The sequence below is a fragment of the Paenibacillus sp. J22P165 genome, assembly GCF_059692015.1.
Genome location: NZ_JCAUAP010000011.1, coordinates 283,320 through 298,487 on the forward strand (window position 1 = coordinate 283,320; position 15,168 = coordinate 298,487).

Annotated in this window: 12 protein-coding genes; 6 read left to right on the plus strand and 6 right to left on the minus strand. The window is 43.3% G+C overall.

Annotated elements, in window-relative coordinates:
• Positions 1-102: 102 nt before the first annotated feature.
• The 5 genes from AC58QM_RS27360 to AC58QM_RS27380 form a co-directional block, all read right to left on the minus strand.
• A complete protein-coding gene (locus AC58QM_RS27360; protein ID WP_497287951.1) occupies positions 103-2,892 on the minus strand; it encodes a carbohydrate binding domain-containing protein in 2,790 nt (929 codons plus the stop codon).
• A 504-nt stretch (positions 2,893-3,396) separates the two neighbouring features.
• Positions 3,397-3,567, minus strand: a complete 171-nt coding sequence (locus AC58QM_RS27365; RefSeq protein ID WP_497287952.1) for a hypothetical protein — start codon at positions 3,565-3,567, stop codon at positions 3,397-3,399.
• 66 nt (positions 3,568-3,633) lie between these two features.
• Complete coding sequence (locus AC58QM_RS27370) at positions 3,634-4,470, minus strand: helix-turn-helix domain-containing protein (protein ID WP_497287953.1); 837 nt, start codon at positions 4,468-4,470, stop codon at positions 3,634-3,636.
• A 65-nt stretch (positions 4,471-4,535) separates the two neighbouring features.
• Positions 4,536-5,270 carry a phytanoyl-CoA dioxygenase family protein gene (locus tag AC58QM_RS27375; RefSeq protein WP_310226594.1) on the minus strand — a complete coding sequence of 245 codons (735 nt, stop codon included), beginning with the start codon at positions 5,268-5,270 and terminating at the stop codon, positions 4,536-4,538.
• A gap of 131 nt (positions 5,271-5,401) precedes the next feature.
• A complete protein-coding gene (locus AC58QM_RS27380; RefSeq protein ID WP_310226593.1) occupies positions 5,402-5,848 on the minus strand; it encodes a DUF1761 domain-containing protein in 447 nt (148 codons plus the stop codon).
• A 339-nt stretch (positions 5,849-6,187) separates the two neighbouring features.
• On the opposite strand from AC58QM_RS27380, the gene AC58QM_RS27385 reads away from it, so the two are divergent.
• Positions 6,188-8,236 (plus strand): CotS family spore coat protein, encoded by a 2,049-nt coding sequence (locus tag AC58QM_RS27385; RefSeq protein ID WP_497287954.1) that lies wholly within the window; start codon positions 6,188-6,190, stop codon positions 8,234-8,236.
• 19 nt (positions 8,237-8,255) lie between these two features.
• Positions 8,256-9,398 carry a glycosyltransferase family 4 protein gene (locus tag AC58QM_RS27390; RefSeq protein ID WP_497287955.1) on the plus strand — a complete coding sequence of 381 codons (1,143 nt, stop codon included), beginning with the start codon at positions 8,256-8,258 and terminating at the stop codon, positions 9,396-9,398.
• A 225-nt stretch (positions 9,399-9,623) separates the two neighbouring features.
• On the opposite strand, the gene AC58QM_RS27395 is transcribed toward AC58QM_RS27390, so the two are convergent.
• Positions 9,624-10,187 (minus strand): hypothetical protein, encoded by a 564-nt coding sequence (locus tag AC58QM_RS27395; RefSeq protein WP_497287956.1) that lies wholly within the window; start codon positions 10,185-10,187, stop codon positions 9,624-9,626.
• A gap of 239 nt (positions 10,188-10,426) precedes the next feature.
• Between AC58QM_RS27395 and AC58QM_RS27400 the strand changes: the two genes are divergently transcribed.
• The 4 genes from AC58QM_RS27400 (at position 10,427) to AC58QM_RS27415 (ending at position 14,616) form a co-directional block, all read left to right on the plus strand.
• A complete protein-coding gene (locus AC58QM_RS27400; protein ID WP_497287957.1) occupies positions 10,427-11,413 on the plus strand; it encodes a sugar phosphate nucleotidyltransferase in 987 nt (328 codons plus the stop codon).
• A complete protein-coding gene (locus tag AC58QM_RS27405) occupies positions 11,410-12,702 on the plus strand; it encodes a UDP-glucose dehydrogenase family protein (RefSeq protein ID WP_497287958.1) in 1,293 nt (430 codons plus the stop codon). The genes AC58QM_RS27400 and AC58QM_RS27405 overlap by 4 nt, the downstream gene beginning before the upstream one ends.
• A 28-nt stretch (positions 12,703-12,730) precedes the next feature.
• Positions 12,731-13,684, plus strand: a complete 954-nt coding sequence (locus AC58QM_RS27410) for an NAD-dependent epimerase/dehydratase family protein (RefSeq protein ID WP_497287959.1) — start codon at positions 12,731-12,733, stop codon at positions 13,682-13,684.
• 389 nt (positions 13,685-14,073) lie between these two features.
• Positions 14,074-14,616, plus strand: a complete 543-nt coding sequence (locus AC58QM_RS27415; RefSeq protein ID WP_497287960.1) for a hypothetical protein — start codon at positions 14,074-14,076, stop codon at positions 14,614-14,616.
• Positions 14,617-15,168: the final 552 nt, after the last annotated feature.

The window sequence follows — 15,168 nt, forward strand, 5'->3', positions numbered from 1 at the left end:
TCCAGCATACAACTCTGGTCCCCTTCATTCTATCATATAGGCAAAAGCCATCATACGGATTTTCCGTATGACGGCTTCAGTTGTGATCACGAACACTCCTGCTTAATAAGCTTGAATATCATCCACATAAATCGTACTGCTGCCTGTTCCGCCTGAGCCTTGATTCACATATAAGTTAAATTCAGAAATGGAACCCAAATCTTTCGTCCCATTGCCTCCCGAGTACCAAGGTGGATGTTGGAACGCTGTGAACGGAAATTGAATCGTTCCGCTTGTAGTACTAGATAGCGTATACGTGGTTTCCCACGGCTCGCCGTTCGGTTCTTTGAACTGAATGGTTAAGGTACGGTTCGACCCATCTGGCTTCAGCCACAATTGGATACCCGTTTTACCTGACCAGTTCTGACTAATACTATGCACAACGCCTGCAAAATTAGGTGTCCCCATGGTGTACGCTAGCTTTAACCCATAGGAACCCTGCGATTTATTCGTCCCGTCCAAAGTTGGTGTAATCGCGTTTCCATCCGTGTTACGCACATATGCTGCAAGCACGCTCGGATTGGAGCCACCGTAACCTTCATAGTTATCGATGATAACTGTCGTTGGCGGTGGAGGTGTTGTGCCATTGCCTAGGCTAATGGAATCTACATAAATGGTGCCGCTGCCATCTGCACCTGAACCTTTATTGATATAGAGATTGCTTTCTGCGATGGAGCCCAAATCAATGACACCATTTCCTCCACTATACCAACCTGGGTGCTGGAAGCTCGTGAAAGGAATGGACAACGTCGTTGCAGTCGTACCGGAAAGGGTATAATACGTTTCCCATAATTCACCATTGGTTTCCTTAAATTGAATCGTTAACGTACGATTCGATCCATCAGGTTTCACCCACAGATTGAAGCTTGTGTTCCCCGTCCAATTGGCATTGCCGAGTGTGTGTACAGCACCTGCATAACTGGTCGTTGCGTTGACGGTGTAGACGATTTTGGCACCATACGCGCCTGCATCCTTCGTTGTTGCTTCACGGGTCATCGTAAAGGTGTTGCCACTTGCGTTTTTCACATAGGCGGCCTGCAATGCAGCATCGGAGGCATAGCCATCGAAATTATCAACCGTCGATGTTGGTGCTGGAAGTGCCACCGTCGTGAACGCGATTCCCGAATTGGAAGCATTCGTTGAGCCGGTACTATTCACAGCGGTTACCTTCCAATAGTACGTTTTGTTGTTCGTTAGCACATTCGAAGGTGAGTAGCTTGTGCTCGTAAGTCCGCTCACATTGATAACTGGATTCGAATACGACGTATTATCAGCGACAACAAGTGTATAGGTAGCAGCATTAGTGGCGGTGCCCCATGTAAACGATGGTGTCACATTCACACTTGTTGCTCCGCTGGCTGGAGCAGATTGCGTAAAGCTTCCAGGTGCTTGGAGCTGTGTACCAGATATGGCATACACCGTTGAATAAGCGCCAGCTGTGCCAGATAAGTTGTGTCCTTTGACCCTGTACCAAGTTGCCGCACCTGCTGTGGAACCCGTATCGGTCCAAGGTGTTTGATTATCGGTGACGCATTGATTACATGCGACAGTCCAAGGTCCACTGCTGCCTGCTGTAGAGCGTTCGACCGTATAGGTATCAGATGGTACAGAACCGCGCCAACTCAGTACATATTTACCACCGGAGGTTGTGGAACCGGTAATGGTAGGTGCACCAGGAATGCCATGTGCAGGCGGCGTTGTGATGCCTCTCATTTTGTAAGCATGATTCCTCATTTGCTGTGCTTGTGTGCGCATGAAGGTGGTATCACCTGGATAGTGGACCGTATAACCATCCGGATGTTGGACATAGCCATAATTATCGTTATGGCCGAATAACGCCCAGTACATGTCGCCTGCGATTACACTGTCATTCTCAATAGCCGTATGAAAGGCAGCCAAGGTACCGAACTGCTCGCTTTTCCAATCATACTCGCCGACGAACATGACTTTCCCAGCATTTCTTACTTTATTCGCTTGTGTCTGGAGAACAGGGACGGATAATCCTTTATTGCCCCATGTATAGAAATGATCTGAATACATATCAATACTCGATATCGTCAAATGAGCATCGGCAATACCGTAATTCCCATCGGCTACTAAGTGATTAGCATCTTGCTGTTTCAAGTAATCTGCAATTTGCTGCGTCCAATTTTTCAATTGCGTCGGATTGTCGTACCACCCTAGCTCGTTTCCTGTCTCCCATGCCAGAATCGTCGGGTCATTCTTGTAGGCAACTCCCGTATATGTGTTCACCCGATTTAACATGACACTTAAATGTTGTTTGAATGCTGTAATAATATTCGCATCACTAAAAAATTCGTACCCTGTATAAATGACACCATCATCTGGATACCCGTACCATTTGGTCCACGTTTTCTTACCGCCATGATAGTAATTGTACATATCAATGACCGGTAGAATGAGTCGAATGCCTTGATCTCCGGCGGCTTTAATGGCATAATCCACCTTCTGCCATGCTGCTTCGTTGTAATTGCCGAGTGTGGGCATAATACATTTCGCACAACCAAAGGAGTTTACCAAGTGTGAGCGTACAACGGTTGCTCCCATTTCTTTGGCCGTCGCAAGTGCGTCATCAACTCGGAAGTTCGTTGGAAAATCAATCGTACCATTTGTCGGTACATTCTCATCCAAGCCTAGCCAATAAATATTGGCTGAGCTGAACCGAAACGGCTGTCCATCCAACTGCAGCTGATTGCCTGATCGCGTGACATAGCCCGTCACGGCCGCTTCAGCCGCTGGCGGCGTATACACAATTCCCCACAGCAGCAAGAGCGGTAAAATCCACGCTATGATTTTCAATCTGCTCCTGAAGCTTCTTAAACCTGTGTCCATCACTATCACCCCAGTCATCATATTTTGAAGACACTGTAAGCGCCTACAAAACAAGTATACGCTGTTCATTCTGAGATTGAATTGGACTCAGCATCAAAAACTTGACCTTAAACTGGAATTTACATCCACACTACCCCACTCTACTCTCAAACCCCCAACAAGCTAATTTTTACCCGTCGATCCCCCCACGCAATACTACGAGGCACTCTAAGCAAATTAACTGGAAAACCTACAGCTAAACTAGCGCAATTAGTAGAAAAATTTGATTTAGATGGAAAATATGTTGTTAATTCTACTTGAATTGATCAATTCGGCAGTAAAGACTACATTTAACTGCATAAAATCCATCTAATGTCCCATTAGACTGAATTTCACTAAAATTAACTGGAGGAAATCCATTTATTCGCGGCCGCTCCCCTAACCGCCACAACAAAAAAACACCAGACCACGTCAGGTGTCTTACACTGGGTAGCCCCAGCCTCTTCTATGCCATTCTACTATCTTCTAGTGCTTCAATTTTCTTCTCGCCTCGAGCTCCTGCTTCAACGCCTGTTCCACCATCTCGGCCATCAAATCGAATTTCTCAGCAACCGTGTAGGATAGCATAGCTCCGCAGTGTGTACAACGCTGCATCTGGAGCTCTGTTGGTTTGGCACACGATTTGCAAGTAATCATGAGAAGTTGTCCCCTTTATGTAAATAAGATACCTCTATTATACACATTTGGAGAACCGCACACACCTTAATGCGAACGGAAGGTTCGTGGTGAACTGCCATATTTCTGCTTAAATGCTCGTTCAAAATGCGTTAATGTATTGAATCCTGATGCGAAACAAATTTCCGTAATCGGTATATCAGAGGCTTGCAGCAGTGACTTGGCAAATTGCAACCGTAAACCTTGCAAGTAGATTTGGAACGAAATGCCTGTCATTTTATGAAATACGAGACTGAAATAATTCGGCGCCAATCCCGCTTGCTTAGCAGCATCCTCCAAACGCAGAGGTTCCCGAAAATGATGATGCATGTATACAAGCGCTCGTTGAAGCGTTGAGGACGGAGATGGCGTGATTGGCAACTCTAGCTGTTCTTTCTGATCATGGTAATTTCGAAATAAATACAAAAGGATTCGCTCAAAAGCTCCTTTGATCAAAATAGCATGTCCTGGCTTCTTCATTTGAACCTCATCACGAATCAGTTGAAACTCAGACTCTATAATCTCATGATGTGTTGCGTTCAGATCTACCATATATTCCGCCACTTGCCCAAACATGAACTCTCGCAGTTCTTGATCCAGCAAATCCTCATCGAACACTAGATTATACAGCTCCATGGGCTCATTCGGATACGAATAGATTTCGTGGAAATCAGCAGGAGTTAACAGAAACAAGCTGCCATTTCGCAGCTCACGTTCTGTTCCATTCACTATATTCATACCTCTGCCTCGAACTACGAAGCAAAGCTCATAGAATTCATGCCAATGAAGTTCATGACGCTCATTGATATACTGAAAGTAAATTTGAAAGGAGGATGCAGGTTGAATAAATTGTTCATTCGTTAGTCTCACTGGTTGTTTCTTCATCCGCGTCCTCCTCATTTCTAATTTTGTATATCATAAGATTTCGCTAGTGGCAGTAAAAATCCCTTCTACTCTACATTTGCATATTTATTTCCAGCTAGATCTTTGCCGCGAGCGAGCCATACTTTGTGATTTGGATTTTTATCTAGAAAGACCTTTGTATCTGTTGAGAAATAACGCATAGTATAGCCGCAGCGACGGAATTCACTCTTGTTGGGGTCAGCACCGTGAATGATACGTGAATCATGCAGGGAGCATTGACCTCTTTGCAATTCAAAATGAACAGCTGTGGAGGTGTCCATATTTTTAATTTGTGTATTAAAAAGATTTCTAGCACCGTCTACTTGCTCATATTCCGAGAATCCATTGTTGTGCGTTCCAGGAATGACTTGCATACAGCCGTTTTCCTTCGTGCTATTATCAATAGCCAACCATACGGTAATAATGTTATCGAAGCTGCTGACACGGCCTTTCCAATAAGCAGAATCTTCGTGCCAAGGCGTTGCTCTGCCAACAAACGGATCCTTACAAATAAAATGGGAGGACCACAGACCAATGTTAGGTCCAATAATTGGCTCAACAAGATCCAACACATCATCGGATAATAAGAAGTTCAACAAGCGATCCTCACGGAAATGCGGCGTGTCTAACTCATCAGACAGTTTGCTGCCTTTTTGCTTCAACTGATCCTCAAATACATCCGTTAACTCAGCTAATTTTTCAGCGGAGAATAACTGCTTATCATACAGAAAATACCCATTCTTCTTATAAAATGCGACTTCTTCTTGTGTTAATTTGCTCATTGTAATTCCTCCTGAAAGTGTGATCTTATCTACACACTAACTATATCCTGAAATAGGATCCGGAGGCTTATCGTAAGCTTAGAAGAAGTTAGCGTATCTTCAGATTAGTTGACGATATCACGCTTAGCGTATTACACCCAGTACCAGAAAATAAGCAAGAGCATCGTGAAACGAACAATCTCATAGGAAGTGTCTACGGCTACGACGATCCAGCTTTTAAACTGCCATACCTTTTTGCCAATTGTAAATGGAAGTGTGTAGCCCGCTGCTAGTAACATAGTAAACCAGAACGCATTAGACAATCGCTCTCCATCGTACGCGAATGCTTGTCCACCAGCTTTCCACAGCTCTAAACAGACAGCAAATGCGATAGAGGTGACGAAGGATACCAGAATGTACAGGACAAAAGATTGAATTTTGACAGACGTGCTCACGGTTGAATCCGTTTGATTCATGTTGCCATACATGCGTCGCTGATAGGGCTTCGCCCATAAGACTGCCATCCATAAAAAGCCTAACACTAACGATAAAATTCCTGTAACCAAGACTGCCCAATAATTAATCGAACTCAGCAACATCGCAAATCCCCTATTCTTGTCCCTCGAATTTCACGAAACCATTTGGTTTCGTTTTATATTATATACAACCGTTTGGTTTCACGTCAATCCATTGTTTCAGTCCTTATGTATGCAAAAGTCTATTCGTTTTTCATGAAGTTCCACTCTTGTACATATCAACCTTTCACCTAATGACATATGCATAGAATTAGATAAACCTAAATTGGTTTATGTGAGGTGATTATTCGTTTTGCATGAAGTGCGTTGTCGTACAGAAGAAAGAACAAGAGCAGTACCGCAGCATTTGTAAATGTATTAGAACGTACAATTCACTTTAAAATACGTGATGGAGTGATGGTGGTGGACAATTATCAAGTCGTTCCATGGATTAATGACGTCTTAGATCCTGGAATCGTAGCTAACATGTATGTACCTCCTGGTTTAGAAAATCTGGCGCGAGAAGTCTTGGGTAATTATGACTTGCAGTTGCATGATATGCTCTTGATTACCTCTAAACCGGATAAAGGCGGCGCAATTTGGAAAATCGGCACAAGCAAGGGTAATCTCAGTATCAAATGTTTGCATAGACGGCCTAGAAGAAGTCTCTTCAGTGTCGGCGCTCAAGCCTACATGTCTGGATTAGGTTACCGGGTTCCATCTTTCATTCCTACCAAGGAAGGGCACATGTATGTCGAAGCTGGTGGTAAGCTGTGGATCGTTACCGACTGGATCGAACCTCTGGTGCCTGTATCCAAAGTCGACCTCGAAGGCGCATCTCAACTGTGCTTCGGTCTCGGCGAGTTTCACAAGAACTCCAAAGGTTATGTTCCACCCAGTGGATCGGAGAAGTCTTCACGTATCTTCGGTTGGGGCAAATATTACGAAAAAATTATTGCCAAAATCAACTGGTTCCAGGATATCGCCAATGCCTATTCAGATACTGCAGGTAGCGCAGATTTGCTAGCCGTCATTGAGGAATTCAAGCGGCAAGCTAACGAGATGTATCTCCGTTTCCAAAACTCCCCTTACAACCAGATGTTAGCCAAAGGTGAACCTCACTGGGGGCTTGCCCATCAAGATTTCGGGTGGTCGAACGGTCAAATGGGACCCGGCGGGATCTGGGTTATCGACTTAGACGGCGTTTCTTACGATCTGCCTATTCGAGATCTACGGAAACTCATTACTAGCACCATGGATGACATGGGCGTGTGGGATATAACGTGGATTCGTGGCATGATTGAAGCTTACCATCAGGCTAATCCAATCGACCAAGAAACGTTCGAAATTTTATGGATCGATATGGCTTTCCCTAATGAATTCTATAAGCATGTCAAAGAAATCGTGTTCAATCCTCAAGTATTCCTTGATACAGAGCTCGCACCTATTCTTCAACGAGTGATGACAACAGAAGCAAGTAAATGGCAAGCATTAAGCGAACTTGAAAAGGATAAAGCCAACTACCCTGCTGGAGAATACTCATCCGATTACGTCAAACCAATTGTTCAAAGCCCAATCGTTGTTCCAGGCGAGTTGCTGACGCCAATTTACTCCGATATGCCAGACCTGGTTGCTGCCACACCAATCATGGAACCGATAGCCGTCGATCCAATTACGGAACCGATTTATTCCGATATGCCAGATAAAGTTGCTGCCGATCCTATCTTGGAGCCGATTTATTCTGATATGCCAGAGATGGTTGACACCACACCAATTATGGAACCGATTTATTCCGATACGCCAGATGTGGTTGCTGCCAAACCAATCATGGAGCCAATTTATTCCGATATGTCAGATACGGTTGACGCTAAACCAATCATGGAGCCAATTTATTCTGATATGTCAGATACGGTTGACGCCACACCAATTAAGGATCCAATTTATTCCAGAAAGCCTGTTAAACAAGTTAAACATGAGGAATCTTCTATCCAAGAACCTGTCTATTCAGATGCGCCTTTAAGTGATCCACTTCAATCTGCTCATGAAATTCCTCAGATGCCAGCAGATATCCCATTCTTGACGGATCCTGGAATTGCACCTATTTCATTACCGGCTCAAGAACAGACGAGATTTACGCTTCGTGTTCCGAAAAAGAGACGTGCTCGGAGAAAAACAAAAATTATCAAGAAAACACGTTATTTATATCGCAGAAAACGCAAACGGCTTGCAAAATGGAAGTATGCTTCTGGGTCAAAGTTCATCAAGAGCAGCAAAAAATGGCGTACTAAGAAAAAACTGCGGTCTCTCCTCAGACCAAAGAAGAATCAATTGAAACGAAGTAGTGGAGTTAAGAAGCCTATTAAACAATTAACTAAGCCATATCTGAAAAAAATAGTAATACCGCGAAAAGATCAAAAGGCCTCACAACCGCTTAAAAAACGGCAGATTCAACCCAGAAGACGGACTGCCTGAGAAAGGAAGCTGTTAACTTGTGAACATTCTGATGATTTGTACGGAAAAGCTGCCCGTCCCCAATATTCGAGGAGGAGCTATCCAAACTTATATTGATGGTGTAGCTACACTACTAAGTAGACATCATAGAATTACCATATTAGGAAGATCGGACCCCGCTTTACCCAACGATGAAGTCAGCAATGGGATCCGCTATGTTCGTATAGAATCATATGGTTTACTTGAAGCATACACTGCAGGCGTAGTCCAATTTCTACAAAATACGGCTGAACACTATGACATTATTCAAATATACAACCGCCCTTTACTAGTTCTTCCCGTTAGAAATGTTGCGCCAACATCCCGGATTATTCTAAGTATGCATAATGATATGTTCAATCCTTACAAGATCGAACGTACCGAGGCGACTAACGTTATCGAACAAACCGAGCGTATTATCACCATTAGTCAATATATTGGAACGGCCATTTGTGACTACTATCCTCAAGCAGCAGGCAAAATAAAACCGATTTATTCAGGCGTTGACTTGAATCGCTTTGCGCCATGGCAAGAGTCCGAACAGGCAAGAAGCGCTCGAGATAGTCTGAGGGCTGAACACAATCTGACTGACAAGAAAGTCATCCTATTTGTCGGAAGACTGACCCGCAATAAGGGGCCACATGTCTTAGTGCGTGCGATGAATGAAATCAAACATTCCGATGCTGTTCTAGTTGTCGTTGGCGGCGCTTGGTTCAGTGATAACTCCATTAGTGATTATATCGCATATGTCAGAGCACTTGCCGTCCGCTCGCCTCTTCCTGTCATTACGACAGGCTATGTTCAAGCTCAAGATGTTCACCGCTGGTTCTGCGCAGGAGATGTCTTCGTTTGTACATCGATTTGGCAGGAGCCGTTGGCACGTGTGCATTACGAAGCGATGGCCGCTGGATTACCATTCCTCACAACAGCTAGAGGCGGCAATCCAGAGATTGTAAAAAACAACAATGGATTACTCATCGAGAATCCTGAAAATCCAAGTGAATATGCACAAAAATTAAACTCGTTATTATCTGATATGAACCATGCACGTCATATGGGACTTAACGGTCGAAGACTGGCAGAGCAGAATTATCCTTGGGAACGTGTTGCTCAGGAAATCCTAGATGTCTGGGAACAAAGATAAGTTGATTTAATCTCTTTTCAAATCAGAGACTTGTGAAAGAGGCTGTCCAATAAGTAGTCAACTCTACTTAAGGTCAGCCTATTTTCATTTATTATTTAATAGAAAAACCCCTAACTACGAGTATGGTACCTCTGCAAGCACGTGCAGATGCCCTTACAAGAGTAAGAGGTTATTTTATTTAAATTGCAGTAACGTTTCGGGCTTTAAATCAACTAATGCTAATGCTTACGCTTCGTCGTCGTCGTCGTCATCATCTTCATCTTCATCTTCATCGTCATCGTCATCGTCATCGTCATCGTCATCGTCATCGTCATCGTCATCGTCATCATCTTCATCTTCGTCTTCGTCTTCGTCTTCATCCACTGCTGATACCGTTACTTCATCGTCTTCATCTGATTCTTCATCTTCGTCGTCTTCATCTTCGTCGTCTGATTCTTCATCATCATTTTCTTCATCTTCATTATCTGACTCTTCAACTAAGTCGCTTGATTCTTCATCATCATCTTCGTCATCTTCATTATCTGATTCTTCATCATCATTTTCTTCATCATCATTTTCTTCATCTTCATCATCATCGTCTTCTCCATCTTCTTCACCAAACTCTAATTTGGATCCGTCTGCTAATTCCACCTCAGCCTCGTCAACAGTATCCCAATCAATGTCTTTCATTAATTCGTCGATATCCTCAAATTCCACCTTAGCTTTTTCCCCATCAACGTACTCCAAAGAAATTTCTGTGATTTCTGGATTGCTTTTCAGATAACTAATTAATTTGTCTAAATTTTGCAAAATAACCATTCCTCTCAGCCTAAATTAGAAACTTTATTGTCTCCCCCTGTATACTATGATATTTCGTATCGCCTGCTTAGGCTGTTGATAGAGTAGATTCGCGGATTATGATTGTCCGATTCACTCAAATTATACTAAAACTCTACATATCAGCGTATTTTCCCTGTTAAAAGCCCTTACCTTTCATAAGTTTCATCATAAATTAATAATGTCTTCATATAGACAGGGAGGTAAAGCTTATGAAAGGATTAATTCTCTGTGCAGGCAAGGGTACTAGACTCCAACCATTTTCTAATATTAAACCTAAAGGCCTGCTTCCTGTGGCGAATAAACCCTTAATTTATTATGGAATTGAAAAACTAGTTGAATTAGGCATCAACGAGATCGGTATCGTCATCCGGCCCAATCTGTACACCATGTTCATGGAAGAAGTAGGTAATGGAGAAAGGTGGGATGTAAATATCACATATATTTTCCAAGTGAATCCGTTAGGCATCTCTGACGCTGTGAAATACTCTGAATCTTTCATAGATAACGAGCCCTTCATTTTACTTCTGGGGGATAATTTGATTACACAAGATCTCCATGAATTATGTCATGCCATCACCCAAGACAATCACGATGCTGCTATTCTATTAAGAAAAGTAGCGAATCCCAAAGCTTTCGGAATTGCTGAAGTAAATAAAGATAGAATCATTGGTCTAGAAGAAAAACCTTCAGAGCCCAAGTCAGATCTTGCGGTTCTGGGGAGTTATGCGTTTAAATCAAGCATTTTCAAAGCCGTACATGCCATCCAACCCTCGGCCAGAGGCGAATACGAGATCACAGATGCCATTCAGTGGCTCATTCAACAACAATATTCAGTTACCTACCAAATGACAACAAAGAATTTCTCCGATGTCGGAACGATGGAAGGTTGGCTCGAAGCGAACAGGTGGATGCTACAGCTTATGGATGATGAGGGTTTACTCTCAAATCCGACGGAACACCATCCAGGAACTACGTTTATCCCGCCAGTATGTATTGATCCTAGTGCAGAATTAATCAACTGTGTTATCGGACCTTATGTGACGATCGGACCCAATGTTAGACTCGAAAGCTGTACATTAGAGAACAGTATTTTGTTAGAGTACGCCATTTTGAATCCTAACCACTATCCAATGACGAACTCCATTATCAGTCCACAGTCAGTTTTTGTTCAAAAAGATGGAGGGGCAGGCAAATGAACATTTTAATGATGGGTATGGGATATGTAGGCGTTACAACTGGATTGTTATTTGCTGAGCTTGGATGGCAAGTTACGGGGTTAGATACGGATACGTTAAAAATACAGTCTTTATCTGAGGGAAAGCTCTCCTTTTATGAGCCAGGGCTAGATGTTTTATTAAAAAAACACATTGAATCCGGGAATATTAACTTTATTTCTTCTCCGGAGAAAGGTATTCGTGAAAACGCCATTATTTTTATCTGTGTTGGCACCCCTTCTGATAAAGATGGAAGCGCTGATCTCCAGGCTGTGCGGGGGGTTGCCCAAAGTATTGGTGCATTCATGAACGAATATAAAATCATTACTGTGAAAAGCACAGTTCCTATAGATACAAACCGTAAATTGGCGCAATGGGTTCAAGAATCACAAAGCTACCCCCACCCCTTCGATGTTGTTTCTAACCCAGAGTTCCTGAGGGAAGGCAGTGCTTTGTACGATTCCTTTCATCCTGACCGTATTGTGATAGGAAGTACTTCTGAACATGCATCAACTGTCATTCAATCCTTATATGATCAAATCAACGCCCCCATTTTTGTAACGACTCCTCGAACTGCGGAAATGATTAAATATGCATCCAATGCATTCTTAGCAACGAAAATTTCTTATGTCAATGAATTATCAAGACTTTGTGAAGCTCTAGGTGTTAACATCTCCGACGTCACGACAGGTATGGGGATGGATCAACGGATCGGCCCTCAGTTCTTAAAAGCAGGGATCGGATATGGCGGATCATGCTTCCCAAAAGACAGCATGGCGCTTTTATATACAGCAAAAGAAAAGCAAGTAGATCTAAGCATTCTTGAAAAAGTGGTTACGGTCAACAACTCACAAACTACCCATTTCCTGAACCTGTGGGAGCAACAGCTCGGTGGCTTCAATGATAAAACCATTGGGATACTCGGAATCTCCTTCAAACCCAATACTGATGATTTAAGAGAAGCTCCTGCACTTGCCATCATTCAACAATTAATTGATAAGCAAGCGAACCTCCGTGTACATGATCCCATTGCTAAGCTGCCAGAACATCTGCGTTCTGCAACGGTTCAACAGTTTGATACTATCGAGATCACCTTGCAGCAATGCGATGCCGTCATCTTATGTTCGGAATGGAAAGACTATCGCGAGGCCAATTGGCAGCAATTACAAACCGTCATGAACAAACAGGTGATTTTTGATGGACGAAATATGCTCGACGGCAAAGAAATGACCAAGCTAGGCTATTCCTATTTCGGCATCGGAAATAGATAATAAGCTGAAAGAAAGGAAGTTACTTGGAATGAAAATACTCGTTACAGGAGCAGCAGGTTTTATCGGATCACATCTGTGCGAAAAGCTTCTCCAAGACCCCAACCACGAAGTCATTGGACTAGATGCGTTAGTACAAAAATCACCAACTCCTATTCAAGTTAGGGAATATAACCTTCGGTATTTGCTAGCGCATGATCGATTTACTTTTATTAACCAAGATCTTTTGCAAGTTCCGTTGTCAGAAATTCTTCCAGGAGTCGATATCGTCTACCACTTGGCTGGGATGCCTGGCGTGCGTTCAAGTTGGGGCGAAGATTTCAAAACCTACGTCACGAATAACATCGAGGCTACGCAACGATTGCTCGAGGGTTGTCGGAGGTATCCCGTTAGCAAATTCGTGTATGCATCGACATCCTCCGTTTACGGCGAAAAAACGAATCAAGTGAATGAGGATGCTAAGACAGAGCCTCTCTCGCCCTACGGGGTCACCAAACTGACTGGAGAGCAGCTCTGTAAGGTTTACGCGACAACAGATGAGTTACCCCTTGTTATCTTACGATTCTTCACTGTGTACGGTCCTAGACAGCGTCCGGATATGGCCTTTCATCGATTTATCCAACACATCCGACAAAACAAACCAATCCCTATCAATGGTGATGGACTACAAACGCGTGACTTTACGTTTGTTGGTGACTGCGTAGAAGCCATCGCCGCAACGGCGTACGCAGCCAATATCATAGGTGAGACAATCAATATCGGAGGAAAAGAACGTGCATCCGTACTGGATTGTATCGCTATTCTTGAAGATCTTTTTGGCAAGAAAGTAGACATGCAATTACTGGGGAAAGCATCTGGAGAGCCTCGCCATACTTGGGCAGATATTCGAAAAGCTCAATCCTTGCTTGGCTATCAACCCAAAACTGATTTGCGTACTGGACTTCAAGCAGAGATCTTAGATTTATCTCAGACCCCCTATTTATAGAGGGGCTACATAGGACAAAGAACAGGATTTAATTACATTTGAAACCTGAGTTCGAAATATATTCGTAATTTAGACAAAAAATAGACCCATTTAACGATATTTTATCCATTATTTTGTAATCTATAGCTGAAAAGGGCTGTTTTCACACCTTGAAATTCCGTAAATTGAAAACATTACCGGTAGCTACCACAAAGACCGTCACAATTACAAGCGTTTCCAACGAAATCATGCAGATGTTTTGTCATTTATTAAGCCAAAATCAGTTGCTCCGGTTTGCAATTCCGAACATCATCGTTTATATTTTTATCTTGCTGGCTATCCTATTCACATAGAATTCGGATGATTTAACAAATTCAGTCAGCAGATAAATCATGATGAGGTGTACCCAAATGACATTGAAAAAAACAGCTGCAGGGCTTCTTATACTTACTATGGCAATTACAGGTGCTGCTTGTTCTTCCAAAGATTCCACAACTTCTCCAACCCCTGCTACTACAACAACAGCAACTCCACAAGCAACAGCAGCCGTATCGCAAGATGTAACGAATATGAAAGGCTATATTGCAGCTAGAATTGCTCGCGAGAAAGTAGATTACTTGTTCGCTGAAGCCAAATCTGCAGACGGCGCTTTCGTAGTAAATCCAATTGCTGCGACAGATAAAGAGACAGCAAAGAAATTTCTAGCAAGCTACGTCGATGCCGCTATGCTCGATACGTTAGTGAATCATTATGTAACAGATGCAAAAGCTGGTACAGCATTCCTAACAAACACGAAGTCGTACTTCACTTCCAATATCTTGTCGACCAAAAAAGAAGACATTACGTTTGACGCAGCAAACACTGCTGATCTCGTGAAATTCACGACAAAAGATGGCGCTACGTATACAACGAAAAAAGTGAACGATAAATTCCTACTTTCCGAAGTGAAATAGGTATTAGATGTAAAGGCTGTTTACACGTAGTTTGACTACTTGTAAGCAGCCTTTTTCGCGTTGCGATCCCCACAGGCTAACATTGGGGATCGGGAACTGGATGAGGGCCGTAAGTCGAAAAAAACGACTTACGGGGGTGCAATGCCGCCGCGGGCGCGCTGTAAGTCGATAAAATCGACTTACGGGGGTGCAATGCCGCCGCGGGCGCGCTGTAAGTCGATAAAATCGACTTACGGGGGTGCAATGCCGCCGCGGGCGCGCTGTAAGTCGATAAAATCGACTTATGAAGGTGCTATGGCGCCGCGGGCGCGCTGTAAGTCGAAAAAATCGACTTACGGGGGCGAAACGCCGCCGCGAGCGAGCTGTAAGTCGATAAAATCGACTTACAGGGGTGCAATGCCGCCGCGGGCGCGCTGTAAGTCGATAAATGCACCTAGAATAAAAAGTGGACGTCTCTTAGTGTAGAAGTAATAATAATCTTAACTATGAACTAAGAGGTGTTTGTCCATGAGCGATTCAAGACAACGATATAATGAAACTTTTAAACGTGAA

Coding starts and splice junctions, on each gene's coding strand:
- AC58QM_RS27360 (WP_497287951.1), bottom strand. CDS start 2,892: ATGGACACAGGTTTAAGAAGCTTCAGGAGCAGATTGAAAATCATAGCG.
- AC58QM_RS27365 (WP_497287952.1), bottom strand. CDS start 3,567: ATGATTACTTGCAAATCGTGTGCCAAACCAACAGAGCTCCAGATGCAG.
- AC58QM_RS27370 (WP_497287953.1), bottom strand. CDS start 4,470: ATGAAGAAACAACCAGTGAGACTAACGAATGAACAATTTATTCAACCT.
- AC58QM_RS27375 (WP_310226594.1), bottom strand. CDS start 5,270: ATGAGCAAATTAACACAAGAAGAAGTCGCATTTTATAAGAAGAATGGG.
- AC58QM_RS27380 (WP_310226593.1), bottom strand. CDS start 5,848: ATGTTGCTGAGTTCGATTAATTATTGGGCAGTCTTGGTTACAGGAATT.
- AC58QM_RS27400 (WP_497287957.1), top strand. CDS start 10,427: ATGAAAGGATTAATTCTCTGTGCAGGCAAGGGTACTAGACTCCAACCA.
- AC58QM_RS27405 (WP_497287958.1), top strand. CDS start 11,410: ATGAACATTTTAATGATGGGTATGGGATATGTAGGCGTTACAACTGGA.
- AC58QM_RS27410 (WP_497287959.1), top strand. CDS start 12,731: ATGAAAATACTCGTTACAGGAGCAGCAGGTTTTATCGGATCACATCTG.
- AC58QM_RS27415 (WP_497287960.1), top strand. CDS start 14,074: ATGACATTGAAAAAAACAGCTGCAGGGCTTCTTATACTTACTATGGCA.